General features: G+C 65.9%; 21 protein-coding genes. 7 read left to right on the top strand and 14 right to left on the bottom strand.

Annotated elements, in window-relative coordinates; genetic code table 11:
• Nucleotides 1–229: 229 nt before the first annotated feature.
• From EPN59_RS14755 to EPN59_RS14745, 3 genes are all read left to right on the top strand, one after another.
• A complete protein-coding gene (locus EPN59_RS14755; protein ID WP_293033803.1) occupies nucleotides 230–466 on the top strand; it encodes a DUF3311 domain-containing protein in 237 nt (78 codons plus the stop codon).
• Complete coding sequence (mctP, locus tag EPN59_RS14750; protein WP_293033801.1) at nucleotides 463–2,013, top strand: monocarboxylate uptake permease MctP; 1,551 nt, start codon at nucleotides 463–465, stop codon at nucleotides 2,011–2,013. Before EPN59_RS14755 ends, mctP begins: the two co-directional genes overlap by 4 nt.
• Nucleotides 2,014–2,172: 159 nt before the next feature.
• Nucleotides 2,173–3,360: an FUSC family protein gene (locus EPN59_RS14745; protein ID WP_293033799.1), complete on the top strand. Its 1,188-nt coding sequence runs from the start codon at nucleotides 2,173–2,175 to the stop codon at nucleotides 3,358–3,360.
• Between the two features lie 21 nt (nucleotides 3,361–3,381).
• Here the strand turns inward: EPN59_RS14745 and EPN59_RS14740 are convergent, their stop codons facing one another.
• The 6 genes from EPN59_RS14740 to EPN59_RS14715 all read right to left on the bottom strand — a co-directional run bounded on the left by EPN59_RS14740 (nucleotide 3,382) and on the right by EPN59_RS14715 (nucleotide 9,395).
• Entirely contained in the window at nucleotides 3,382–3,813 is a 432-nt protein-coding gene (locus EPN59_RS14740; protein ID WP_293033797.1) for a VOC family protein, read from the bottom strand.
• A gap of 385 nt (nucleotides 3,814–4,198) precedes the next feature.
• Nucleotides 4,199–5,158 carry a transaldolase gene (gene tal / locus EPN59_RS14735; RefSeq protein ID WP_293033795.1) on the bottom strand — a complete coding sequence of 320 codons (960 nt, stop codon included), beginning with the start codon at nucleotides 5,156–5,158 and terminating at the stop codon, nucleotides 4,199–4,201.
• Between the two features lie 257 nt (nucleotides 5,159–5,415).
• Complete coding sequence (locus EPN59_RS14730; protein ID WP_293033793.1) at nucleotides 5,416–6,639, bottom strand: benzoate/H(+) symporter BenE family transporter; 1,224 nt, start codon at nucleotides 6,637–6,639, stop codon at nucleotides 5,416–5,418.
• A gap of 68 nt (nucleotides 6,640–6,707) precedes the next feature.
• Complete coding sequence (locus tag EPN59_RS14725) at nucleotides 6,708–7,880, bottom strand: VWA domain-containing protein (RefSeq protein ID WP_293033791.1); 1,173 nt, start codon at nucleotides 7,878–7,880, stop codon at nucleotides 6,708–6,710.
• Nucleotides 7,881–7,914: 34 nt separating this feature from the next.
• Nucleotides 7,915–8,502, bottom strand: a complete 588-nt coding sequence (locus EPN59_RS14720; RefSeq protein ID WP_293033789.1) for a GNAT family protein — start codon at nucleotides 8,500–8,502, stop codon at nucleotides 7,915–7,917.
• A 41-nt stretch (nucleotides 8,503–8,543) separates the two neighbouring features.
• The gene (locus EPN59_RS14715) at nucleotides 8,544–9,395 is read right to left on the bottom strand and encodes a MoxR family ATPase (protein WP_293033787.1); all 852 of its coding nucleotides are present in this window, start codon (nucleotides 9,393–9,395) and stop codon (nucleotides 8,544–8,546) included.
• 374 nt (nucleotides 9,396–9,769) lie between these two features.
• Here EPN59_RS14715 and EPN59_RS14710 point away from each other — a divergent pair, with 374 nt between their 5' ends.
• A complete protein-coding gene (locus tag EPN59_RS14710) occupies nucleotides 9,770–10,135 on the top strand; it encodes a c-type cytochrome (protein WP_293033785.1) in 366 nt (121 codons plus the stop codon).
• A 97-nt stretch (nucleotides 10,136–10,232) separates the two neighbouring features.
• The gene (locus EPN59_RS14705) at nucleotides 10,233–10,652 is read left to right on the top strand and encodes a cytochrome c (RefSeq protein WP_293033783.1); all 420 of its coding nucleotides are present in this window, start codon (nucleotides 10,233–10,235) and stop codon (nucleotides 10,650–10,652) included.
• Between the two features lie 151 nt (nucleotides 10,653–10,803).
• Here EPN59_RS14705 and EPN59_RS14700 read toward each other — a convergent pair whose 3' ends face one another.
• From EPN59_RS14700 to EPN59_RS14685, 4 genes are read right to left on the bottom strand one after another with little or no spacing between them, the layout of a single operon-like run.
• Nucleotides 10,804–11,277 carry a DUF1841 family protein gene (locus EPN59_RS14700; protein ID WP_363928566.1) on the bottom strand — a complete coding sequence of 158 codons (474 nt, stop codon included), beginning with the start codon at nucleotides 11,275–11,277 and terminating at the stop codon, nucleotides 10,804–10,806.
• A gap of 44 nt (nucleotides 11,278–11,321) precedes the next feature.
• Nucleotides 11,322–11,966 (bottom strand): endonuclease III, encoded by a 645-nt coding sequence (gene nth / locus EPN59_RS14695; protein ID WP_293033779.1) that lies wholly within the window; start codon nucleotides 11,964–11,966, stop codon nucleotides 11,322–11,324.
• Nucleotides 11,967–11,991: 25 nt separating this feature from the next.
• Nucleotides 11,992–12,948: an electron transport complex subunit RsxB gene (gene rsxB / locus EPN59_RS14690; protein WP_363928565.1), complete on the bottom strand. Its 957-nt coding sequence runs from the start codon at nucleotides 12,946–12,948 to the stop codon at nucleotides 11,992–11,994.
• A complete protein-coding gene (locus EPN59_RS14685; protein ID WP_293033775.1) occupies nucleotides 12,929–13,186 on the bottom strand; it encodes a hypothetical protein in 258 nt (85 codons plus the stop codon). Before EPN59_RS14685 ends, rsxB begins: the two co-directional genes overlap by 20 nt.
• Before the next feature lie 138 nt (nucleotides 13,187–13,324).
• Between EPN59_RS14685 and EPN59_RS14680 the strand changes: the two genes are divergently transcribed.
• Nucleotides 13,325–13,957 carry a TetR family transcriptional regulator gene (locus EPN59_RS14680; RefSeq protein WP_293033773.1) on the top strand — a complete coding sequence of 211 codons (633 nt, stop codon included), beginning with the start codon at nucleotides 13,325–13,327 and terminating at the stop codon, nucleotides 13,955–13,957.
• Between the two features lie 110 nt (nucleotides 13,958–14,067).
• Here the strand turns inward: EPN59_RS14680 and phaZ are convergent, their stop codons facing one another.
• From phaZ to EPN59_RS14665, 3 genes are all read right to left on the bottom strand, one after another.
• Nucleotides 14,068–15,345, bottom strand: coding sequence for a polyhydroxyalkanoate depolymerase (gene phaZ, locus EPN59_RS14675; protein ID WP_293033772.1), 1,278 nt, complete (start codon nucleotides 15,343–15,345; stop codon nucleotides 14,068–14,070).
• A gap of 237 nt (nucleotides 15,346–15,582) precedes the next feature.
• Nucleotides 15,583–17,436: a glycoside hydrolase family 15 protein gene (locus EPN59_RS14670; RefSeq protein ID WP_293033770.1), complete on the bottom strand. Its 1,854-nt coding sequence runs from the start codon at nucleotides 17,434–17,436 to the stop codon at nucleotides 15,583–15,585.
• 131 nt (nucleotides 17,437–17,567) lie between these two features.
• Entirely contained in the window at nucleotides 17,568–17,717 is a 150-nt protein-coding gene (locus EPN59_RS14665) for a DUF3096 domain-containing protein (RefSeq protein WP_293033768.1), read from the bottom strand.
• A 275-nt stretch (nucleotides 17,718–17,992) separates the two neighbouring features.
• Between EPN59_RS14665 and EPN59_RS14660 the strand changes: the two genes are divergently transcribed.
• On the top strand, nucleotides 17,993–19,165 hold the full coding sequence (locus EPN59_RS14660; RefSeq protein WP_293033766.1) for a lactonase family protein: 1,173 nt from the start codon (nucleotides 17,993–17,995) through the stop codon (nucleotides 19,163–19,165).
• Nucleotides 19,166–19,266: 101 nt separating this feature from the next.
• Here the strand turns inward: EPN59_RS14660 and EPN59_RS14655 are convergent, their stop codons facing one another.
• Entirely contained in the window at nucleotides 19,267–23,532 is a 4,266-nt protein-coding gene (locus tag EPN59_RS14655; protein ID WP_293033764.1) for a DNA translocase FtsK, read from the bottom strand.
• Nucleotides 23,533–23,749 lie beyond the last annotated feature (217 nt).

The raw sequence follows: 23,749 nt of genomic DNA, 5'->3' as shown, positions 1-23,749 counted from the left end.
ATTACCGGTTGCGTGCGGGCAACCGCAACGGCAAGCCTGCACGCATCGCCGCTTGACAGCTGCGTCCGGATTGGGGTCCGCCCCGGCTTGACCACATATCGCAACGTGATACTCTTTTTCTCGCTTTCGATGACCTTGCCGGCTGAGCGAAGAGCAGGGCGTCGACCGCTCCACGGGGGGCGCGGGTATTGCTACCACTAGCTACCACTAAAAGCAAAGAGGAGACGCCATGGCAAAGGACGTTGACAGCGCAACGGGCAGCAAGCACTGGCTCTGGCTGCTGGTGATACCCTGGATCGCAATGGTCTGGGTGCCGTCGTACAACAAGGTCGAGCCGACCCTGTGGGGTTTCCCGTTCTTCTACTGGTATCAGCTTATCTGGGTGTTTATCAGTGCGATTATCACTGCGTTCGTCTATCAGATGACGAAGAACCGCAATCGCGGCGATGCAGGGAGGTCGCAATGAACATCACCGCGACCGTCGTCTTCATCCTGTTCTTCGTCGGCGTCACGATTCTCGGCTTCTTCGCCGCGAACTGGCGCAAGGGCGACCTCGCGCACCTCGACGAGTGGGGCCTCGGCGGACGCCGCTTCGGCACCTTTGTCACCTGGTTCCTGCTCGGCGGCGACCTTTACACGGCGTACACGTTCATCGCGGTGCCGGCGCTCGTGTTCGGTGCGGGCGCAACGGGTTTCTTTGCGCTGCCATATACGATCCTGATCTATCCGTTCGCGTTCGTCGTGTTCCCGAAGCTGTGGGCCATCGCGAAGCGCCATCGTTACGTCACGTCGGCCGACTTCGTGAACGCGCGCTATGGCAGCCGGATGCTCGCGCTCGCCATCGCCGTGACCGGCATCGTCGCGACCATGCCGTACATCGCGCTGCAGCTTGTCGGGATCGAAGTCGTGATCGGCGCGCTCGGTTTCAATACGACGGGTTTCGTCGGCGACCTGCCGCTCATCATCGCGTTCGCCATCCTCGCCGCGTACACGTACACGTCGGGTCTGCGCGCGCCGGCGATGATTGCCGTCGTGAAGGATGTGCTCATCTACATTACGATCGGCGCGGCGATCATCGTGATTCCCGCGCAGATGGGCGGTTTCGGCCACATCTTCGGCGCGGTGCCGCCGGCCAAGCTGCTGCTCAAGGCGCCGGACGCGGCGAGCCTGAACGGCTATAGCGCCTACGCGACGCTTGCGGTAGGTTCGGCGTTTGCGCTGTTCCTGTATCCGCACTCGATCACGGCGATTCTCTCGTCGTCGTCAGGCAACTCGATCCGCCGCAACATGGCGATGCTGCCCGCGTACTCGTTCGTGCTCGGCCTGCTCGCGCTGCTCGGTTTCATGGCGCTCGCCTCGGGCGTGCAGAACATGCCGGAGTTCGTGCCGTACTTCAAGGCCTTCGGCTCGAGCTTCGCGGTCCCGGCGCTGTTCCTGCACTTCTTTCCGTCGTGGTTCGTCGGCGTGGCGTTCGCCGCGATCGGCATCGGCGCGCTCGTGCCGGCCGCGATCATGTCGATTGCCGCCTCGAACCTCTACACGCGTAATGTCCACAAGGAGTTCATCAACCCCCGGATGACCAACCAGCAGGAGACCAACGTCGCGAAGTTCGTCTCGCTGATCGTCAAGGTCGGCGCGGTGGCGTTCATCATCGGGCTGCCGCTCAAGTACGCGATCCAGTTGCAGCTGCTGGGCGGGATCTGGATCATCCAGACGGTGCCGGCCATCGTACTCGGCCTCTACACGCGCAAGCTCGACTACCGCGGCCTGCTGCTCGGCTGGGCCGCGGGCATTGCGACGGGCACGTGGATGGCCGTTTCGCTGAAGCTCGCGAGTTCGATCTTCGTGATTCATCTGTTCGGTATGGCCGTGCCGGGCTACGCGGCGGTGTGGTCGCTGGCCGTGAACCTCGTGGTGGCGGTCGTCGTGTCCGTGCTCGTGCATGTCTTCGGCATGCAACTGGGTGAGGACCGCACGCGCCCTGAGGACTATCTCGACGTGGTCGAAGGTTGAGCTGCGCCTGGTCGCCGCTTGCAGCCTTCAGCAGCTTCCAGCAGCCCCAATGCCCGCAACGAATAGTTGCGGGCATTTGTTTTTCTGGTGCACGATGGTCGCTGCGACGCTGCGCTCACCAGCGTCCGGTTCCTTGCCGGTTCACGTTCCGCTCGCGCCATGGCCCAGTCCGAATCCAATCCCGCCGCCGTTCGTTCCGTACCGCCGCCGCGCCGCGCCCGCTCGCGGCTCGCGCGCATCTGGCGTGCGCTCGCCTCGCCGTTCTACCGCTACCGCAACGCGCGCCTGATTCACGGCATCCGCGTGGGCCTTGCGATGATGGCCTCGATCCTCGCGACGAGCGGCATCCACATTCCGCACGGCATCTGGGCGTCGGTGACGGTGCTCGTGGTGATCGGCGGGCTCCAGCATCACGGCAATATCCGCAAGAAGGCGACCGAGCGCTCGCTCGGCACGCTGCTCGGCGCAGGCATCGGTCTCGCGCTCATCGGCTTGCAGGCGCTCACGCACTCGATGGCGCTCACGTACGTGCTGATGTCGGTGGTGGCGGGCGTCTGCGGGTGGCATGCGATCGGCAAATCCGGTTACGTCGCACTCCTCACGGCGATCACGATGTGCATCGTCGCGGGCCACGGGGACAACCTCATCGACACCGGACTCTGGCGCACGCTCAACGTGATGATCGGCATCGTGATCGCGCTGGCATTCTCGTTCGTGCTGCCGCTGCACGCGACGTATTCGTGGCGCTACCGGCTCGCCGACAATCTGCGTGATTGCGCAAACATCTACACGCAGGTCGTGCGCGGCGAGCCTGCCGATAGCGAGGTTCTGGTGCCGGCCTTCATGCGCATGAACGACCGGCTCGTGCAGTTGCGCGTGCTCATGCCTTCGGTGGCCAAGGAGATCGACGTGCCGCTCGCGCGTCTGGAAGCCATCCAGCGGCTGCACCGTTCGCTCCTGAGCGCGCTGGAGATCATGACGACGGGCATGGAGCGCTACGAGCGGCAGATCGTGCAGGTTGCGTTCGCCGGACGCGGCGCGCGGGTGCGCGAGTCGCTGCTCGCGACGGCGCGAGCGCTGCGCTTTGGCGGCGCTCGCCATCCCGATGTGGCGGCGCGTGCGCTGCGCCCGCTCGATGGCGAGGAGTCGTACGTCCACGGCGGCGAACGCCGCGCGCCCGGCGATGCGTTGCCCGAGCCATCGGCCGTGCCGCTCGCGCCGGAAATGCAGGGGCCGTACTGGCTCGGTCTGCGCGTGGAGGAGCAGGTCGATCTGCTGCGCGCGTTGCTGCTCGAAACCGAGCCGCGCTGGAATATCGAGCGCGCCTCGGTGCACCGCATGGCGTGAGGCGCGCGGCGTTGGCGGAGGTCAGGCAGCGGGTGACTCGAGCGGCGGCGCGCTGATCATCCAGGGCACGCCGAAGCGGTCGGCGAGCATGCCGAATCCCTGCGACCAGAAGGTCTTCTGGAACGGCATCGTTACTTGCCCGCCGTTCGCGAGCGCGTTGAAATACCGTTCGGCCGTCGCGATATCCGGCGCAGTCAGCGAAATGCCGAAGCCCCGGAATTTGTCTTCCTTCGTCATGCAGCCGCCGTCGGACATCATGAGTTCCGCGTCGCCGATCTGGAGCGTCGCGTGCATGATTTTTTCGGCGAATTCGGGCGGCATCGGGCGTGCCGGATCGGGCGGCGCTTCCTTGAAGCGCATCTTCATCAGCTCCTTCGCACCAAGCGCCTCGCGGTAGAACGCGATCGCTTCGTCGCAGGTGCCGTTGTAGAACAGGTAGGGCTGGATCTGCATCGTCGGTTTCCTGGCGGGATGGGACATCTGGCCGGCCCGAAGACAGGGCCGGATTGCACGGCAGGGGCGCCGCTGTCCTGATTCTAGGCGTGCAGGTTCGTGCCAGCGTGGATTTTGTCCCGCGAGTTGTCCAGCGGGTTGTTCGGCGGGTTGTCCAGCGGGTTGTCCAGGGACAGTCGGCGCACGCGCCCGGGAACGGGCGTTGCGCGGGGCGTGCAGCCACGCGAGCGGTGGCGCCGCGGGGCGCTACAGGCACGAGGGGCACGAGGGGCTATGAAGGGCGCGAGGGCCACGACAGGCTCGACAGGCGCGAAGGGCGCGTTGCGGCAGGCCCATCGCGCAGCGGCCGCGCTAAAGGTTTGCGCGGCCCGTGCACATCGGCGCGTCAGTGCGCGCGCACTTCCTCGATCAGCTTTTCGAGCTTCACGGCGTCGGCGGCGAACGCGCGGATGCCTTCCGCGAGTTTTTCGGTCGCCATCGCGTCGTCGTTCACGAGGAAGCGGAACGACGCTTCGTCCACCGGCACGCGCGCGATTTCCATGCCCTTGAACGCTTCAGGCGAAAGCTTGCGCTCGACCGTTGCCGTGCTGTCGTGGAGCTTTTGCAGCAGATCGGGACTGATCGTGAGCAGGTCGCAGCCTGCGAGTTCGACGATCTGGCTCGTCGTGCGGAAGCTCGCGCCCATCACCTCGGTCTTGTAGCCGAACTTCTTGTAATACGCGTAGATGCGGCGCACCGACTGCACGCCCGGATCGTTTGCGCCGCCGTCCTTCGCCTCGTCCCAGTTCGGGCCCGCGGCCTTCTTGTACCAGTCGTAGATGCGGCCGACGAACGGCGAGATCAGTTGCGCGCCCGCTTCGGCGCATGCGGCGGCCTGCGCGAGCGAGAACAGCAGCGTCATGTTGCAGCGGATGCCGTCCTTCTGCAGCACTTCGGCGGCACGAATGCCTTCCCACGTCGATGCGAGCTTGATCAGCACGCGCTCGCGCGGGATGCCGGCTGCCTTGTACAGATCGATGATGTGATGGGCCTTGTCGATCGACTTCTTCGTGTCGAACGAGAGGCGCGCGTCGACTTCGGTCGAGACGCGGCCCGGGATGATCTTGAGGATCTCGGTGCCGAAGGCGATCAGCAGATGGTCGATGATCGATTCGACCGGTTCGGACGCGTGATCGCGCACGGTTTTCTCGAGCAGCGGCCGGTATTCGGCCTTTTGCACGGCCTTGAGGATCAGCGACGGGTTGGTCGTCGCGTCTTGCGGCTTGTACTGCACGAACTGCTGGAAGTCGCCGGTGTCGGCGACGACGGTGGTGTACTGCTTGAGCTGCTCGAGTGCGGTAGTCATGTCAGGCCTTGAGGGCGCGAAGGCGCCGTGACAGTTGAAAGTTGAACGGCCGTGCGCCCGAAGGCGCGCCGGGAGAATGCGGTGGGATGCTGATTGGACCCCGTAGCGCTGCCTTGCCCGGGGCGCGGTTCACGCCTGCCATTTTATGGCGGATTGCAGGGTGCTGCGATGACACGGTCGGGGCCGCCGCCGCCTGCCCGCCCGGCGCGACGGCGCCTGGGTGTGGGTTCAGCGGGTTCAGAGCAGGTTCAGCGGGTTCAGGCGCGCCGCGCGCTCAGCACGACCTGCGTGATCACGCCCGCGACGAGCCCCCAGAACGCCGCGCCGATCGAGAGCAGCGTGAGGCCCGAGGCCGTCACCATGAACGTGACGAGCGCGGCTTCGCGCTGCCTTGCGTCCTGCATCGCATTGGTCAGGCCGCTCATGATCGAGCCGAACAGCGCGAGCGCGGCGATCGAGACGACGAGCGCCTTCGGGAACGCGGCGAAGAGCGCGGCGATGGTCGCGCCGAACGTGCCCGCGATCAGATAGAACACGCCGCACCACACGGCGGCCATATAACGCTTGGTGCGGTCCTCGTGCGCGTGCGAGTTGGTGCAGATTGCGGCGGTGATCGCGGCGAGATTGACGCCGTGCGAGCCGAACGGCGCGAGCACGAGCGATGCGATGCCGGTGGTCGCGATGAGCGGCGAAGAGGGCGCGCTCTTGTGATCGTAGCCGTCGGCGCGCAGCACGGCGATGCCGGGCACGTTCTGCGATGCCATCGCGACGACGAAGAGCGGAATGCCGATGCTCACGATAGCCGCAACCGAGAACGCGGGCATGGTGAACACGGGTTTCGCGACGGCCACGCGGAAGTGGCTGAAGTCGAGCAGCCCGAGCGCGGCGGCGGCCGCAATGCCGACGACGAGCGTGGCGACGATCGCATAGCGCGGCAGGTAGCGCTTGATGACGAGATAGGCGAAGAACATCGTGAGCACGAGCGGCGTCTGGTATTGCGCGGCGCGGAAGATCTCGATGCCGATCTCGAACAGGATGCCCGCGAGCAGCGCGGCTGCGATGCCTGCCGGGATGCGCTTCATGAGCGTGTCGAACCAGCCGGTGAGTCCGACTGCCGTGAGCAGCAGCGCGCAGACGAGATACGCGCCGATTGCCTCGGCATAGGGCACGTGCGGCAGCGAGCTGATGAGGAGCGCCGCGCCCGGCGTGGACCATGCGACGACGATCGGCGCGCGAAACCACAGGGAAAGGGCGATGGTGCAGATGGCCATGCCGATGGAAAGCGCCCAGATCCACGAAGAAATCTGCGCGTCGCTCAGATGGGCGGCCTGGCCGGCCTGGAACATCAGCACGAGCGAACTCGTGTAGCCCGTCATCATCGCGACGAAGCCAGCGACCACCGTGGACACGGACGTGTCCGCGAAAGGCCGCAGCGGTCCGGGCCGGAACGTCCGGAGATCGGGGGATGAAGGCGCGGTCATGCAGTGTGTCTCCTCGTCGTGCTTGTCTGTCGTTCTGGTGTTACTGCTTCGGTGTTACTGCGCTGGCATTACTTGCTGAGCGCGCGCATGGCTGTCTCGAGCCCGGCGACGGTCAGTGCATACATGCGGTGGCCGAGTATCTCGCGGATGATCGACACCGACTGGCGGTACTCCCACAGGTGCTCGGGCTCGGGATTGAGCCACGCGAAACGCGGGAAGTGGTCGGCGAGACGGCGCAGCCACACGGCGCCCGCTTCGGGGTTGTTGTACTCGACCGAGCCGCCCGGCTGCAGCACCTCGTAAGGGCTCATGGTGGCGTCGCCGACGAAGATCAGCTTGTAGTCGGGCGTGAACCTGTGCAGCAGGTCCCACGTGGGCATGCGCTCGGCGTGGCGGCGGCGGTTGTTCTTCCACAGATGGTCGTAGACGCAGTTGTGGAAATAGTAGAACTCCAGATGCTTGAACTCGGCCTTCGCCGCCGAAAAGAGTTCCTCGGTGCGCCGGATGTGATCGTCCATCGAGCCGCCTACGTCGAGCAGCATCAGCACCTTCACGTTGTTGTGCCGCTCGGGGACCATCTTGAGGTCGAGCCAGCCCGCATTCGCGGCGGTGCTGCGGATCGTGCCGTCCAGGTCGAGCTCCTGGTGCGCGCCCTCGCGCGCGAAGCGGCGCAGCCGCCGCAGCGCGATCTTGATGTTGCGCGTGCCGATCTCGACCTGGTCGTCGTAGTCGCGAAACGCGCGCGCATCCCACACTTTCACGGCGCGGCGCTGGCCGCCTTCGCCGCCGATGCGGATGCCCTCGGGATTGAAGCCGCCGTGGCCGAACGGCGATGTGCCGCCCGTGCCGATCCACTTGTTGCCGCCTTCGTGGCGCTCTTTCTGTTCCTCGAACAGTTGCTTCAGGCGCTCCATGAGCTTGTCGAGACCGCCCATCGCCTCGATCTGCGCGCGCTGTTCGGGCGTGAAGTCGCGTTCGAGCCGCTTCTTGAGCCAGTCCTCGGGGATGTCGAACGCGAGTTCCGATTTCTTCTCGATGCCGCGGAAATACGCGCCGAACGCCTGATCGAACCGGTCGAAGTATTGCTCGTCCTTCACGAGCGTCATGCGCGCGAGGAAGTAGAACTCGTCGAGCGACGGCGGAATCACGCGTTCCTTGAGCGCTTCGACGAGTGTCAGGTACTCCTTCACGGAAACCGGCAGTTTCGCGTCGCGCAGCGTGTAGAAGAAGTCGATCAGCATGCGGTGTCTCCGGGCTCGCGACGTGCGCGCGGTGTCAGCGTGCGAGCTTGAGCAACAGGTTCTCGCGCACGGCGGGCCACTCGCTCGCGATGATCGAGAACACGACGGTATCGCGCAACTCGCCTTGACGGCCAACCTGGTGATTGCGCAGGATGCCGTCCTGCTTCGCGCCGAGGCGCGCGATGGCCGCGCGCGACGCGTGGTTCATGAAGTGGGTGCGGAACTCCACGGCGATTGCGCCGAGTGTCTCGAACGCATGCGTGAGGAGCAGCAGCTTGGCTTCGGTGTTCAGGCCGGTGCGCTGCACGCGTTTGGCGTACCACGTATGGCCGATTTCGAGGCGGTGGTTCTTTTCGTCGACGTTGAAAAAGCGCGTCGAGCCGATCACGTCGCCTGCGCTGTCGCGCACCACGAACGGCAGCGTGCCGTCGCGCTCGCGCATGGCGAGCGCGGCATCGACATACGCGCCTTCTTCGCCGGGCGCGGGCACGCTCGTGTACCAGAGCTTCCAGAGTTCTCCATCGGCGGCTGCCGCGGCGAGCGCCTGCGTGTGCTGCGCCGTGAGCGGCTCCAGCGTGACGTGCTCGCCCTTCAGCGTGACGGGTTCGATCCAGCGGCTCATAGCGGGTTTTCCTGGGTTTTCCTTGGACGACTGCGCGCGGTTCAACGATTGTGACGGTTCATGTAGATGAGCCGCTCGAACAGGGTCATGTCCTGTTCGTTCTTGAGCAGCGCGCCTGCGAGCGGCGGCATGGACTTCTGGCCGTCGGCCGCGCGCAGCGCTTCGAGCGGAATCTCTTGCGCGAGCAACAACTTGAGCCAGTCGAGCAGCTCGGATGTCGAAGGCTTCTTCTTCAGGCCCGCAACGTTGCGAAGCTCGAAGAAGCTTTCGAGCGCAGCGTTGAGCAGTTGCTTGCGGATGCCCGGATAGTGCACCTCGACGATGCGCTGCATCGTGGCTGCGTCGGGAAAGCTGATGTAGTGGAAGAAGCAGCGGCGCAAGAACGCGTCGGGCAGTTCCTTCTCGTTGTTCGACGTGATGATGACGAGCGGGCGCTGCTTCGCCTTGATGAGTTCGCGCGTCTCGTAGACGTAGAACTCCATGCGGTCGAGCTCGCGCAGCAGATCGTTCGGGAATTCGATATCGGCCTTGTCGATCTCGTCGATCAGCAGCACGCTCTGTTCATCCGATTCGAACGCCTGCCACAGCACGCCCTTCACGATGTAGTTGCCGATGTCCTTCACGCGCTCGTCGCCGAGCTGGGAATCGCGCAGCCGCGAGACCGCATCGTATTCGTAGAGGCCCTGCTGCGCTTTCGTGGTCGATTTGATGTGCCACTGCATGAGCGGCATGCCGAGCGCCGCGGCGACTTCCTCGGCCAGCATGGTCTTGCCGGTGCCGGGTTCACCCTTGATGAGCAACGGGCGTTTCAGCGTGATCGCGGCGTTGACCGCGAGTTTGAGATCGTCGGTGGCGACGTACTGCGATGAGCCTTCGAAACGCCTGGCGCACATGATGAAGCCGCTCGCTGAAAAAAAATCCCAGTATAAGTCAGATGCGAGGTGGCGTCGGAAGGCTCTTTTGCGTGCCGCGGGGCGCGCCCCCGGATTTTCGCGCCGCCCGCCAGGGCCCGCCAGGCGTGGCGCACCGTGTGGACGTGCGGCAGGGCGTCGCGGTACAATCGGTTCGATTTTTTTTCAGCTTGCACAGCGACATAAAAAAGTAAAAGCGGGTAAAAGCGAGAAAAGCAAGCAGCGAGTAGAAGCTGGCGGTTCATACTGCGCAATACGGAGCAAGGCGGCACAACACAGCAGAACGCGGCAAAACACGGCGCTGGCCGTCACCTGCGGCCCGGGCGTTCGGTTTCCCTCAAGCGAGGTTGAATGCTATGAAAAAAATTATCGGCAGGCACGTCGCAATCGGGGCGTTGGCGGCGCTGGCGGGTTTTGCGGCCACGGCTCGCGCGGATGTCGTCGGCAACGCAAAGGCGGGTCGGGACAAGGTGGCGATGTGCATCGGCTGTCATGGTATTCCCGACTATCGCGCGGCTTATCCCGAGGTCTATCACGTTCCCATGCTGGGCGGCCAGAACGCCGCGTACATCGAAAACGCGCTGCGCGGCTACAAGAAGGGCGACCGGCGCTTTCCGACGATGCATGCGATTGCCTCCTCGCTGACCGAGCAGGACATCGCCGATGTCGCGGCCTACTACGCGGCGCAGACCGCTACGTCGAAGAACAATCCCGAGAGGTAAGCGGCGCCGGTTGGCAATCGACTTGCATGGGACCGGAGCAGACGCGCAAGTGCTCACGCTGGTCGATGCGCCAACGCTGGCCGATACAGGAGAATTCATGAACAAGCCCACCCAGGCCGCGCAGTCTTTCTTCGCCGATGTTGACGGCCACGCGTTTGCCGCGCTCGTGAAAGGCGCCGCATGCGCGGCGTCGCTGGCCGCGCTGCTCGCGTTCAATCCGGCGCACGCAGCCGATGCGGCGAACGGCAAACGGCTCGCCGACGTCCATAACTGCGCCGCCTGCCACGGCGCCAACCTGAACAAGCCGATAAGCCCCGAATATCCGAAGCTGGCGGGCCAGCACGCGGACTATATCTACTGGGCGTTGCGCCAGTATCAGATGGGCAATGGCAACCCGCATCTGGGCCGCAACAATCCGATCATGCAGGCGCAGGTGCAGAGTCTCTCGCAGACCGACATGAAGGATCTCGCCGCGTATATCGAATCGCTCAGCGGCGATCTGGTCAACAAGAAGTAGCGGTGCGTTGACGCGCGCGGCAGGCGCCGCATATTGCTTTAATCCCGGCATTATCGGGTAATCCCCCCGCGAAGGTCTCACGCTTTTCAGCGAGACCTACGCGGGGGTTTTTTATGCGTGCCGCAAGCGGGCGAGGTGATATCAGTCGAGGTCAGTCGCGCGAGGCGCGGCGCTGGATGCGGGCGAGGTAGGCGTCGCTATCGGGCGGCGTGTTGGTGCGCTGCGCTTCCCAGATCGTCTCGCCGAGGCATTCCATGATCGCGTGCTGCGCGTCGTGCGTCGTGCCGAGCCGCGCCGCGAGCCGTTCGTGCGCCGCGCGGATGCCGGGCGGCTGGTCGATCGAAAGCTGCTCGCTGATCGCGAGGTGCATCGACAGATGCAGGAACGGGTTGCTCTGGCCGCGCTCGGGCGAGTAGTCCTGCCCGGCTGCTGCGTCGGCATCGGCGAGTTCCGCGTGGTACTCCGGATGCTCGACGATCCAGTCGGCGGCAATCGCTTCGAGCGGCGTGAGGATTTCGCCCGCGCGCTGCTTGCGCCAGGTCTCGGTGAAAAAGCGGCGGACTTCGTCGCGGCTGGGATTGAACATCTTCTGTGATGGGGCGTGACGTTTGAATCGAAGGCTCATTTTACGCCGCGCGGTGCGCGGCCGTTGTCGGCCGTGGGCGTCGCTCAGAGATCGGGCGGCGGCGTCTTCGGCCTGTACTCGCAGAGCGGCTCGATCGCGCAGTGCCAGCATTCCGGGCGGCGCGCCTTGCACACGTAGCGCCCGTGCAGGATCAGCCAATGGTGCGCGTCCTGGCGGAATTCGGGCGGCGTGAATTTTTCGAGCGCGGTTTCGACGGCGCGCACGTCCTTGCCGGGCGCGAGTCCGGTCCGGTTCGCAACCCGAAAGATGTGGGTATCGACGGCGATGGTCGGCTGGCCGAATGCGATGTTGAGCACCACGTTCGCTGTCTTGCGCCCGACGCCGGGCAGGCCTTCGAGCGCTTCGCGCGTGTGCGGGACTTCGCCGCCGTGCTGGGCGAGCAGGATCTCGCAGGTCGCGATCACGTTGCGCGCCTTCGAGCGATAAAGACCGATGGTCTTGATGTAGCCCGCGACGCTTTCCTCGCCGAGCGCAAGCAGCTTCTCCGGCGTGTTCGCGACCGGAAACATCTTGCGCGTGGCCTTGTTGACCGAAACGTCGGTCGCCTGCGCCGAGAGCATCACGGCAATCAGGAGTTCGAATGGCGATGTGAATTCGAGCTCGGGTTTCGGGTGCGGATTGAGGCTCTGCAGCGTTTCGTAGATGGCGCGGCGCTTGGTGGCGTTCATCGATCGTGGGCGTGGTCGCGTGTGCTCAGGCGGGTGTGTCGTCGTCGTTGCCGCGCGTGTTGTCGCGGTGGGGCGCGGGGGCGGGCTCGCCGTTCTGCGCGGACTCGCCGACGCCGAGCCGGTGACGGCGCGCTTCTGCTGCATCGATCTGTGCCTGCACGTCGGCGCTGACGTTTTCGGTGTTGCGCGGGCCGACGCCGCGCTCGGCCATCTCCGCCTTCTTGCGCCGCGCGCGTTCGAGCGCGGCTTCGATGATCGCCTTTTTCTTCGCTTCGGCGTCGCTTCCGGGCGTGGCCGCGCCCGGTGCGGTTGCCGTAGATCCGGCGCTGGAGGCGGCGCTTGCTGCCGATGCTGCTTCCGAAGATGCCGGTGAAGAGGCAGGCGAAGCAGCCGCGCGCCGGGCTGCGGCCCGCGCTTCGGCGGCATCGCGCTCGCTGGCGAGCCGTGCCTCACGGCGCCCGTAGCGGACGCGGGCTTCGTCGGCCTGTTCTTGCGTCCAGGCATCCCAGCCGGTCGCCGTGCCGGTGATCGGGATCATCGCGATGCAATCGACAGGGCAAGGCGCCACGCAAAGATCGCAGCCCGTGCAGAGGTCCTTGACGATCGTGTGCATCTGCTTGGGCGCGCCGACGATCGCGTCGACGGGGCAGGCCTGCATGCACAGCGTGCAGCCGATGCACAGGCTTTCGTCGATGAACGCGACCGGGCGCGGCCGTTCGGCGCCGTTGACGGGATTGATCGGAATGACGGGCTTGCCGAGCAGCTTCGCGAGGCGCGCGACGCCTTCGGCGCCGCCGGGCGGGCACTGGTTGTAGCTGGCCGTGCCTGCTGCGATGGCTTCGGCGTAGGGCCGGCAGCCGTTGTAGCCGCACTTCGTGCATTGCGTCTGGGGCAGCAGATCCTCGATGCGGTCTGCAAGCGTTTGGGAATCTTTCACTGTTGCGGCGTCTGGGTGGGCCGGGTCACCTCTTGCGCGCCGCAACGTTGCGGCGCGCGGTCGCGGCGCCAAAGTTAGCATTATCGCCGATTTCACGCATTGCCATTGCCGGGCCATGTGCCATAATCAAAGCGCTTACTTCGAAGTACAGCGTCGAAGTGCGGCGTCGAAGTGCGGCGTCGAAGTACAGCGGTGAAGTACCGCGCCGAAGTACCGTGTCCGGGGAAAGGGCCGCCAGATAGCGCCGGAAGAAAGCGCAGAACACGGCAACCAGGACTGACAATTAAAAAAGGTAACGCAAGACCATAGGATGAAGGGTGTCTGTCCATTAATCTGGCGCGCCCCGTTCAACGCTGCCGCAGGTGAGGAGAGACCACGCAGCGTGATCCGGAAACGCGGCTTACCGAGCGATCCTGCCACCATGAATCAACCCAAAATCAAAAGAGATCCTGAAGGCACACGTCGTCGTATCCTGCTCGCAGCGGCGGAAGAGTTTGCAAATGGCGGTCTGTTCGGCGCGCGCGTCGACCAGATTGCACGCCGCGCGGAAACCAACGAGCGCATGCTGTACTACTACTTCGGCAGCAAGGAGCAGCTGTTTACAGCCGTGCTCGAGCACGCGTTCTTCGCACTGAACGAAGCCGAACGCACGCTCGACCTCGCCGACGTTGCCCCGGTCGAGGCCGTCACGCGGCTCGCACATTTCGTCTGGGACTACTACCGCGAGCACCCCGACTTCCTGCGCCTCATCAACAACGAGAACCTGCATGAGGCCCGCTATATCCAGACCTCGACGCGGATCCGCGAGATGATTTCGCCGATCGTCGCAACGCTCGGTGCGATTCTCACGCGCGGCGAGTCGGCGGGACTGTTCCGCTCGAATCTCGATCCGCTGCGTGTTTACGTGACGCTTTCGGGGATGGGCTACTACATCGTCTCGAACCGCTACACGCTTGCGGCGACGCTCGGGCGCGACTTCAACACACCCGCCGAACGCGCGGAGATGGTCCAGCTCAACACCGAGATGCTGCTCGCATTCCTGATGCGCAAGTAGCGTCAGGGCTTCGCAACCGGCACAGCCAGAAGCACGCGCGCCGCACAGGGCGGCGCGCGTGCTTTATGTGTTTACGGCGGTGCTCAGGCGGGTTGGGCGGGCGGAGCGGGTCAGGCGACCGCGCTTTCGCCCGCGTGCTGCTTCGCCTTTTCGTGCTGGCGGATGAATTCGCGCAGTTGCGGGTAGATGATCGTGCGCCAGCGGCGGCCCGAGAAGATGCCGTAGTGGCCACACTTCTCGGCGGTGAGGTGATGCTTGTGCTCTTCGGGGATGCCCGTGCACAGGTCGTGCGCGGCGCGCGTCTGTCCTGCGCCCGAGATGTCGTCGAGTTCGCCTTCGATCGTGAGCAGCGCCGTGTTGCGGATGTCCTGCGGACGCACGCGCTCGCCGGCCACGTCCCACGTGCCTTCCGCGAGGCGGAATTCCTGGAACACGGTCTCGATCGTCTCCAGGTAGTATTCGGCGGCCATGTCGAGCACGGCGTTGTATTCGTCGTAGAACTGGCGATGCGCGTCGGCATCCTCTTCGTCGCCGCGCAGGAGGCTCTTGTAGAAGTCCCAGTGCGACGCGGCATGGCGGCCCGGATTCATCGCCACGAAGCCCGCGTGCTGCAGGAAGCCCGGATACACCGCGCGCCCTTCGCCCGGGTAGTTCGCGGGCACCGTGTGGATCACGTTGTTTGCAAACCATTCGAGCGAATGCTCGGTGGCGAGCGAGTTCACCGACGTGGGGCTGCGGCGCGCGTCGATCGGGCCGCCCATCATCGTCATCGTGAGCGGCGTGTCTTCGCCGCGGCTCGCCATCAGCGAAATGGCCGCGAGCACCGGCACGGTCGGCTGGCACACGGAGAGGACGTGAAGGTTGCGCGCGCCGATATGGCGGATGAATTCCTCGATGTACGCGACGTAGTCGTCGAGGCGGAACGGGCCGGCTTCGAGCGGCACCATGCGCGCGTCGATCCAGTCGGTGACGTAGACCTTGTGGTCCTGCAGGAGCGTCTTGATGGTGTCGCGCAGGAGCGTGGAGTGGTGGCCCGAGAGCGGCGCGCAGACCAGCACGGTCGGCTCGTCCTTGAGCGTCGTGACCGCCGAGCTGTCGTCGGCGTAGCGCTTGAAGCGCAGCAGGCGGCAGAACGGCTTCTCGATGATGGTCTGCTCAACGATCGGGATGTTGAATCCGTCCTTGACGATTTGACGGATGTTGAATTCCGGCTTTTCGTAATCCTTGCCGAGCCGATACAGCAGCTCGTAACCGGCGGCGAGGCGCGTTGCGCCCGGCACCAGCGAAAACGGGCTCGAGGGATTCGAAAACGACTTGGAGGCGGCCTGCGCCCAGGCGGTCAGCGGGCTCAGCAGTGCGCGCTGATATTCACGGATGTGGTAGAGCATGGGCGCTCCAGCGGTCAAGATGTGGTTCGAATCCGGCTCACGCTCGTTTGTGCGTCGTAATCGCGCGTTGCGAAAGTGAGCCGGACAAGTGTAGTTGTTAAATATACGGTGCGCCGCAACGTTTCAATACTGGCGCCACACAAATTTCTTTCGAGTGCCAGATCGTTGTGCAGCGCAACAACCTTAGTTTAACGCAGCTACGAAAAACGCATCGTTTGCGTCACGGCGCCGCAACAGTCACGGCACCGTAACAGTTTCCGTTTCCACCGGCACGCCTGCGCACGGCGGATGGCCGATTTCCTTCGCCATTTCCTGCTCGTGCCGCATCAGATTCAGGCCTGTATGGACGAGCGCGACGTGTGAGAACGCCTGCGGGAAATTCCCGACCAGCCGCCCCGAAACCGGATCGTATTCCTCGGACAGCAGGCCGACGTCGTTGGCGAGCGACAGCAGCCGCTCGTACATCCGGCGCGCGTCGTCCATGCGGCCCTGCAGCGCGAGGTTGTCGACCATCCAGAAGCTGCATGCGAGGAAGGTGCCCTCGCCGGGCGGCAGACCGTCGTCGAATTCGGTCGTGCGATAGCGCATCACGAAGCCTTCCCACATCAGGTCGCGCTCGATCGCCGCAACCGTCCCCGCGATGCGCGAGTCCGACGCGGGCAGGAAGCCGACGAGCGGCATGAGCAGCAGGCTCGCGTCGAGTTCGGTGCCGTCGTAGGTCTGCGTGAACGAGTTGAGCTTCGGGTTGAAGCTGCGCGCGCAGATCGTCGTGTGGATCGCGTCGCGCACCTGGCGCCAGTGATCGACCGGCCCCGGTAGCGCGAACTTTTCCGCCGATCTGACCGCGCGGTCGAACGCCACCCAGGCCATGACCTTCGAGAACGTGAAGTGCTGGCGGCCGCCGCGCGTTTCCCAGATGCCCTCGTCGGGCTCGGTCCAGATCTGTGCGAGGTGTTCGAGCATCGCGGTCTGGATCGCCCACGCGGTATCGTCGGCCTGCAGTCCGCCTACGCGCGCCAGATGCAGGGCGTTCGCCACTTCCCCGTAGACGTCGAGTTGAAGCTGCCCGACCGCGTTGTTGCCGATGCGCACGGGTTTGGCGTCCTCGTAGCCGGGCAGCCAGTCGACTTCGAATTCGGGCAGGCGGCGCTCGCCCGCGAGTCCGTACATGATCTGCAACTGCGACGGCGAGCCCGCCATGACGCGGCCAAGCCAGTCGCGCCAGGCGCGCGCCTCGTCGAAGTAGCCGCCGCGCATCATGGCGAGCAGCGTGATGGTTGCGTCGCGCAGCCAGCAGTAGCGGTAATCCCAGTTGCGTGTGCCGCGCAGCTGCTCGGGCAGCGAGGTGGTGGGCGCGGCGACGATGCCGCCGGTCGGCTCGTAGGCCAGCGCCTTGAGCGTGATGAGCGAGCGGCGGATCGGCCCGGCCCAGCGGCCTTCGACCGTGCCGCGCGCCGACCATTCGGACCAGTAGTTTTCGGTGCGCGCGAGCGCCGTGAACGGATCGCGCGGCGGCGGCAGGCGCAGATGCGAGGCCGCATACGACATCGAGAACGGCACGCGTTCGCCCGTCTTGACTTCGAACTGCGCGACGGTGCGCATGTTCTCGCCTTGCAGCTTCACGGGCGTGCGCAGGACGACCGTATCCGGGCCGACGATCGCCTTGATGCCGCTTTCGTACGTGAGCCGGCTCACCCACGGTACGGAAAAGCCGTAGTCGAAGCGCAGCACGAGTTCGGTGTGCATGCGCACCGTGCCGCGGCGGCCCACGACGATCCGCACGAGTTCCGACCAGCCGTTGCCGGGCGGCATGAAGTCGATCAGCGTGACCGCGCCTTCGGGGGTTTCGAAGTCGGTTTCGAGGATCAGGGTCTCGTCCCGGTAGCGGCGCGTGGTCTTGATCTCGACGCCGTCGGCCGCTTCGGGCGCGATCAGCCAGCGGCCGTTCTCTTCGGTGCCGAGCAGCGCGGCAAAGCAGGCGCCGGAGTCGAAGCGCGGCCAGCAGAGCCAGTCGATGGAGCCGGCGCGGGACACCAGCGCGGCCGTGTGGCCGTCGCCGATCAGGGCGTAGTCTTCGATGAGGGCGGGCATGTTGGGTTCTGGCAGGCGTTGCAGGGTTTAATGGCGGATGTACGCACAAGATTAGTGGCTGCGGGGTCCGTCGTGCAACGCGTTTTGCTGCTGTGCGTGCGCTATGGCCTGGTGCACCGCACGATGACTGTTCAGAGGTGGCCGTGAAAGCCGAAGAGCCCGATCAGCCCGATGATGATCAGATAGACCGCGACGATGTAGTTGAGCAGGCGCGGCGCCGCGAGAATCAGGACACCCGCGATCACCGAAGCGAGCGGGCCGATGGCGAGATGGACGTTCATGTTTGCTCCTTATACCCTGGCGCGCCGGACGCGGGCGTTCGACCGCTCTCGTATACTCGATCCGGATTCATCGGATCATTGCGCGCTCGCGCGCACCGCCGATCCGCTTTGCCGCAATTCACTGAAGTCTGCCGCACCCAGTTTGCTCAATCGAACAGGAGATCGACTTGTTCACGCGTCCCGCACACGCATACGCCGTGCCTGTTTCGTTCCGCTCCCGTCTGCGTGCATTTGCGCGCAGACTTGTTCATCGAATCGCCCAAGGTTTTGTCATCATGGCCTGCGCTGCCGTCACCACCGCCTTCGCACAATCGTCCGCCGCCGCGTCCGCCGCCGCGTCCACGGACGGCATCTTCAACCTGATCGTCGGGACCTACACCGGCGGCAAGGGCGAAGGGCTTTATGTCTATCGCTTCGATGCGAACACAGGTGAAGCGACGCCGTTGAGCGTCGCGAAAACCGTGAATCCGTCGTATCTGGTCGTGAGCCGCGACGCACGCTTCGTCTACGCGGTCAACGAACTGCCCGGCGACGACGGTCCGGCTTCGCTGCGCGGCGACGTGAGCGCGTTCGGCTTCGATCCCGCGAGCGGGCAGCTCGCGTTTCTGAACAAGGTGTCGGCCGAAGGCAACGATCCATGCTATCTGAGCCTGTCGCCCGACGGGCGCTATCTGCTCGTTGCGAACTACTCGATCGCCGCCGATCCGGGCGGCAGCTTCGCGGTGCTGCCCGTCGAACCCGACGGCAAGCTCGGCGCGGCCGCGCTCACCGTGCATCACGAGGGCGGCGGCCCGGTAAAAGGCCGCCAGGACAATGCGCATGTTCACTCGACGGTGTTCTCGCCCGACGGCCACTTCGTCTTCGCGCAGGATCTGGGCGCCGACAAGCTCTATGCCTACCGCTATACGCCGGACGGCGGCGCGGCGGTCGCCCCGGCTGACCTGGCCGAAGCGCGCTACACGGCCATGCCGGCGGGTTCCGGCCCGCGCCATCTGGTCTTCGGCAACGACGGACGCCACGCGTATCTCACGAGCGAACTCGACGCGACGGTCACCGTGCTGCGCTATCGCGACGGGCACCTCACGCCCGAACAGGTCGAGCCGCTCGTCGAACCCGGCTTCAAGGGCGCTGTGGGCGCAGCGGCGCTGCATCTGTCGCCGGATGGGCGCTTTCTTTACGTGTCGAATCGCGGCGATGCCAACGACATCTCGATCTTCGCTGTGGACGCAACGAACGGGAAACTCGCGCGCATCGGACGCCAGTCGAGCCTCGGCAAGGCGCCGCGCGAGTTCGCCATCGATCCGACCGGGCGCTGGCTGATCGTCGGCAATCAGGGCAGCGACACCGCTTATGTGTTCCGCCGCGATCCGCAGACCGGGCTGCTCGGGCCGGACCCGAAGCGGCTCGATATCCCTTCGCCGGTCGATTTCAAGTTCGTCGCGCGCTAACGTTCCAACGCGTTCTAACGCGCTGAGAGGCGGGACAACAGCGGCGTGCGCCAGCCAGGGCGCTGGCGCGTGCTGTAGGTGCCGCGTGTGCCGCGTGTGCCTCACTCGGGCTGGCCGGGCGCGAGCACTTCGCGGCTGCCGTTGATGCCCATCGGCGAGACGAGGCCCGCCGCTTCCATCTGCTCGACGAGCCGCGCGGCGCGGTTATAGCCGATGCGCAACTGCCGCTGCACCGACGAGATCGACGCGCGCCGCGTGCGCACGACGAACGCGACGGCTTCGTCGTAGAGCGGATCGGCTTCGGCATCGGGCGCGTCGCCGAAGAGATCCTGCGCTGCGCCATCGCTCGCCGGGCCGTCGAGGATGCCTTCCACGTACTCGGGCTCGCCGAACTGCTTCAGATACTCGACCACGGCGTGCACTTCCTCGTCGGCGACGAACGCGCCGTGCACGCGCTGCGGATAGCCGGTGCCGGGCGGCAGGAACAGCATGTCGCCCTGGCCGAGCAGCGACTCGGCGCCCATCTGGTCGAGGATCGTGCGCGAGTCGATTTTCGACGACACCTGGAACGCCACGCGCGTCGGAATATTGGCCTTGATGAGGCCCGTGATCACGTCGACCGAAGGCCGCTGCGTCGCGAGAATCAGGTGGATGCCCGCCGCGCGCGCCTTCTGGGCGAGCCGCGCGATCAGCTCTTCGATCTTCTTGCCCGCCACCATCATGAGATCGGCGAGTTCGTCGATCACGACGACGATCATCGGCAGCGGCGCGAGCGGTTCGGGCGCCTCGGGCGTGAGCGAGAACGGATTGCCGATCTTCTTCTCGTGCGCGGCGGCGTCGCAGATCTTCTGGTTGAAGCCCGCCAGATTGCGCACGCCCACCGCCGACATCAGCCGGTAGCGCTTTTCCATTTCGCCGACGCACCAGTTGAGCGCGTTGGCGGCGAGCTTCATGTCGGTGACGACGGGCGCGAGCAGATGCGGAATGCCCTCGTAGACCGAGAGTTCGAGCATCTTCGGATCGATCATGATGAGCCGCACGTCCTCGGGCGTGGCTTTGTAGAGGAGCGAGAGGATCATCGCGTTGATTGCGACGGACTTGCCGGAGCCGGTTGTGCCCGCAACGAGCATGTGCGGCGCTTTCGCGAGATCGGTGACGACCGGCAGGCCGACGATGTCCTTGCCCATCGCGAGCGTGAGCTTCGAGGTCGAGCGCAGCCAGGGCGCCGATTCGAAGATCTCGGACAGCCGGATCATCTGGCGGCGCGCGTTGGGCAGTTCGAGCCCCATGCAGGTCTTGCCGGGGATCGTTTCGACCACCCGGATCGACGTGAGACCGAGGCCGCGCGAAAGGTCCTTCATGAGGCCGACGATCTGGCTGCCGCGCACGCCGAGCGCGGGCTCGACTTCGAAGCGCGTGATGACCGGGCCCGCCGACGCGCCGACCACCGTGACCGGCACCTTGAACTCCTGGAGGCGCTGCTCGATCAGCTGGCCCGTCTCGGCGAGCGCGGCTTCCGGGACCGGGTCGATGTCCGTGGAGGGGCTTTCGAGCAGATCGAGGCCGGGCAGCTCGACAGTCGATGCGGCGAGCGGCTGGAATGCGAACATCGTGGGCGCGTGGCCGCGCACCGGCTGGCGCGAAGCGGCTTCTGGCGCCGCTTCCGGCGTCGCTTCGGCGGCGGCCGGGGCCGCGTACGTTGCATCGGCTGCATTCGGTGCGGCTGGTGCCTTGAGTGCGTCTGGTGCGGTGAGTGCGTCCGTCGTGTGCGGGAGCGGGATTTCCCACGGCGCGGGCGCAAGATCCATGCTCAATGGCATCAGCACGGGCGGCATCGGCACGGGTGCGATTGCGGCCATATCCATGCTGGGCGGCGCGTCTGCCACGACTTCCACCAGCGCGTTTGCCTGCGTGTTTGCCAGGGCAGGCTGCGTCGCTTGCCAGTCGAATGAGGCTGCGGCGTGCCACGCGGGAACGTTCGCCGTGCCGGTGCTTTCGATCTGCTGTCCGAGGTCACTCTCGCTCGCCGCGACGGGTGCGGCGGCTTCAGCCGTCACGCGCTGCGCGTCATGCGCGATGCGCGGGAAGCGCACGATATTCGAGCCGGTCGCCGCTGTTTCGGAAGCGGGCAGGGCGGGTTCCTCTGCGTCGATTGTTTCGCTCGCCACGGGCGTGGCTTGCGCGTGGGCCGTGCCGGGCGCTGCGGGCGGCGGCATGTCCGCGAGCGTGGGGGCGAACGCTGCGTAATCGTCTGCGGGCGCTGGGACCGATGGTGCTGCTGCGGCGTTGTCGGCCGGCTCGTCGTCCATCAGAGTCCACGGCGCGAGGCCATGCTCGGTTGCTGGCCACGCGGGTTGCGGCGACTGAGCGAACGCGAATGGATCGGCCGCATCGTCCTGCGCAGCCGACGAGGACGCGCTTTGATGCCAGCTCGCGCCGTACGGCGATGCATCCGGCGTCACGGTGTGTGCAGGCGGGGTTTGGGGTTGCGCATCCGCGTCGGGCGCAGCGACGGACGCTGCCGCAGCGGGGAGCGCCGCGTATGACAGGCTCGCCGGATCGTGCTCGATCACCGCTTCATGTGCTTCATGCGCGTCGTGCAGGTCGTTCGGAGTCGAGGCGGCGAGCGGCGCTGCGTTGTGCGACACGGCTGGCTGTGCTGGCTGAGGCGCATCGACCGCCGTGAGCGAACCGGGATGCGCCGCGAAAGTCGCGGTTGCGGAGCGGGCTTGCCAGACGCCGAATGCCTGCGACGCATTCATCTCGCCGTCGGCCGCTGCCGCAACGTGCTGCTCCGGTTGCCATACTTCGGTGGGGGCGGCCGGAAGCAGTCCCGCCGTCTTGTGCACGTCCGCTGCGTCGCTCGTCGTAACAGCGGCTTGTGCCGCGCTGTCCTGCGTGACGTCCGGGAGACGGGGCTCCGGCACGTGCTCGCGATGGGCGGCCGCAGCCTGCGCACGACCGTCAGCGTCCGTGCTGCGCGCGAGGCTCGCACCCGCGAGCGTTGTCCAGCGCGCAGTGTTCTCGTCGATCGAGCGCAGCGTTTCGAGCACGTCGTCTGACAGCGGCACGTTCGGTTGCGCGTCGACCGGCGCTGCAGGCTGCGGAGCGGCTGGGCGCGCGGCGGGCGTCGTTGCCATCGGCTTGCTGGCAGATTGCGCCTGCATCGCGGCGAGCGCGGATTTCGTCGGCCAGACGAACGGGCGCGGCGGCCTCGATGTCCTGGACGGACGCGGCGGCGTCACGGATGCCGCCACGCGCGCAGCCGTGTTGCCCGCGACGGGCTGCGCGACGTTGCGCCGGGTCGGCAGCGGGCTGGCAAAGGGCGGCTTGATTCCATCGAGCGGCGGCGTTGCCGCTGCGCCACGCACGCCATGCGCGATACCGGATGCGGCCGAAGCGGGGGAGGCGTTCGCGTGCGCCCCCGAAACCGGAGGCCGAACCGGTTCGGCGCGCCACGGCGTGCTGCCGCCGGGCGTCTGCTTGAGCGGCGGTACAACGGACGCCATCGGTGCGCGCGCATTGATGGCCGCAGCCGGTCCTGTCGCGGCAAGCACGGCTGCGGCGGGCGTTTCGTGCAGCCATCCTGCTGGCGCTGCGGGCTCGCTCAGGCCCGAGTCAGGTGCGATATCCGCTGTGTCCGACAGACGCGGCTCGACACGCCACGTCGCGGTCTCCCGTACCTCCCGTGCCTCCCGTGCCTCCCGTACCTCCCGTACCTCCCGTACCTCCCGTACCTCCCGTACCTCCCGTACCTCCCGTGCCACTTCGCCGCGCGCTGCAGCCGCTCCCGTGGCGCTTGTTGAGCCCGTTGTGCGTTTGCCCGTCGCGGGCGGGTACCACGGGGTCGGGCGCCGGGGCCGCGAACCATCGAGTGTGGCCGGCGAATCAAGCGGAAAGAGGCCACTGGCGCCATGTGCGGAAGCCGCGTCGCTGCCTGCCTGGTGACGGCTTCGCCGCTCGCCGCGCGGCACTTCGCTATCGTCGCGGCGCGCCCGAATGTTCAGGCCGAGCCCGAGCGAAACGTCGGCGAGCGCGAGCATGTTGCGCCAATGCGAATCGAACAACCAGGGCAGGCTCACGAGGAAGAGCGCGATCATCGAGAGCGGCGTGGCCACATGGCCGACGTGTTTCCCGAGCGCCAGTGCCAGCGCCTGTCCGAGCGCGTTGAACCCGTTGATGTGAATGAGCGTGGCTTCGAGCGTGCAGCTCGCGACGAGTACGCCGAGAAATCCCAGCCAGAGCCGGATCGTGCCCGGCCCGCGCAGGCCCGTGCCGCCGGGCAGCACGGATCTGACGAGACGCCAGATCAGAGGGATGAGCCAGATGGAGGAGGCGCCGAACCAGCCAGGAACTACCGTGTGCATGCCAGAGGTCAACGAATGGAAGTAGTGCAACCCGTGGAGTTTAACCGCTCGGCCGACCGGGCCGATACGCGGTTTGCAGCGGCGCCGCGCTCGACTTCGTGCTGGTGGTGCTGCGTGCGGGCCGCCGCGGCCCGTGTGCACCCGACAAAACAGCGCGCAGGTATGCGGTGCGCGCGGGTGACGGGGCGATCACGGGCTCGTCACGGGCAAATCGCGG

This window comes from Paraburkholderia sp. (assembly GCF_004298475.1).
Classification (GTDB): Bacteria; Pseudomonadota; Gammaproteobacteria; order Burkholderiales; family Burkholderiaceae; genus Paraburkholderia; species Paraburkholderia denitrificans.
Note: the sequence above shows the minus strand (reverse complement) of the source record. Positions and strands in the feature narration are given on the sequence as shown.

Excerpts from the sequence above, each read along its gene's own strand:
- EPN59_RS14755 (WP_293033803.1), top strand. The coding sequence starts at position 230 with ATGGCAAAGGACGTTGACAGCGCAACGGGCAGCAAGCACTGGCTCTGG.
- mctP (WP_293033801.1), top strand. The coding sequence starts at position 463 with ATGAACATCACCGCGACCGTCGTCTTCATCCTGTTCTTCGTCGGCGTC.
- EPN59_RS14745 (WP_293033799.1), top strand. The coding sequence starts at position 2,173 with ATGGCCCAGTCCGAATCCAATCCCGCCGCCGTTCGTTCCGTACCGCCG.
- EPN59_RS14740 (WP_293033797.1), bottom strand. The coding sequence starts at position 3,813 with ATGCAGATCCAGCCCTACCTGTTCTACAACGGCACCTGCGACGAAGCG.
- tal (WP_293033795.1), bottom strand. The coding sequence starts at position 5,158 with ATGACTACCGCACTCGAGCAGCTCAAGCAGTACACCACCGTCGTCGCC.
- EPN59_RS14730 (WP_293033793.1), bottom strand. The coding sequence starts at position 6,639 with ATGACCGCGCCTTCATCCCCCGATCTCCGGACGTTCCGGCCCGGACCG.
- EPN59_RS14725 (WP_293033791.1), bottom strand. The coding sequence starts at position 7,880 with ATGCTGATCGACTTCTTCTACACGCTGCGCGACGCGAAACTGCCGGTT.
- EPN59_RS14720 (WP_293033789.1), bottom strand. The coding sequence starts at position 8,502 with ATGAGCCGCTGGATCGAACCCGTCACGCTGAAGGGCGAGCACGTCACG.
- EPN59_RS14715 (WP_293033787.1), bottom strand. The coding sequence starts at position 9,395 with ATGTGCGCCAGGCGTTTCGAAGGCTCATCGCAGTACGTCGCCACCGAC.
- EPN59_RS14710 (WP_293033785.1), top strand. The coding sequence starts at position 9,770 with ATGAAAAAAATTATCGGCAGGCACGTCGCAATCGGGGCGTTGGCGGCG.
- EPN59_RS14705 (WP_293033783.1), top strand. The coding sequence starts at position 10,233 with ATGAACAAGCCCACCCAGGCCGCGCAGTCTTTCTTCGCCGATGTTGAC.
- EPN59_RS14700 (WP_363928566.1), bottom strand. The coding sequence starts at position 11,277 with ATGAGCCTTCGATTCAAACGTCACGCCCCATCACAGAAGATGTTCAAT.
- nth (WP_293033779.1), bottom strand. The coding sequence starts at position 11,966 with ATGAACGCCACCAAGCGCCGCGCCATCTACGAAACGCTGCAGAGCCTC.
- EPN59_RS14680 (WP_293033773.1), top strand. The coding sequence starts at position 13,325 with ATGAATCAACCCAAAATCAAAAGAGATCCTGAAGGCACACGTCGTCGT.
- phaZ (WP_293033772.1), bottom strand. The coding sequence starts at position 15,345 with ATGCTCTACCACATCCGTGAATATCAGCGCGCACTGCTGAGCCCGCTG.
- EPN59_RS14670 (WP_293033770.1), bottom strand. The coding sequence starts at position 17,436 with ATGCCCGCCCTCATCGAAGACTACGCCCTGATCGGCGACGGCCACACG.
- EPN59_RS14665 (WP_293033768.1), bottom strand. The coding sequence starts at position 17,717 with ATGAACGTCCATCTCGCCATCGGCCCGCTCGCTTCGGTGATCGCGGGT.
- EPN59_RS14660 (WP_293033766.1), top strand. The coding sequence starts at position 17,993 with ATGGCCTGCGCTGCCGTCACCACCGCCTTCGCACAATCGTCCGCCGCC.
- EPN59_RS14655 (WP_293033764.1), bottom strand. The coding sequence starts at position 23,532 with ATGCACACGGTAGTTCCTGGCTGGTTCGGCGCCTCCTCCATCTGGCTC.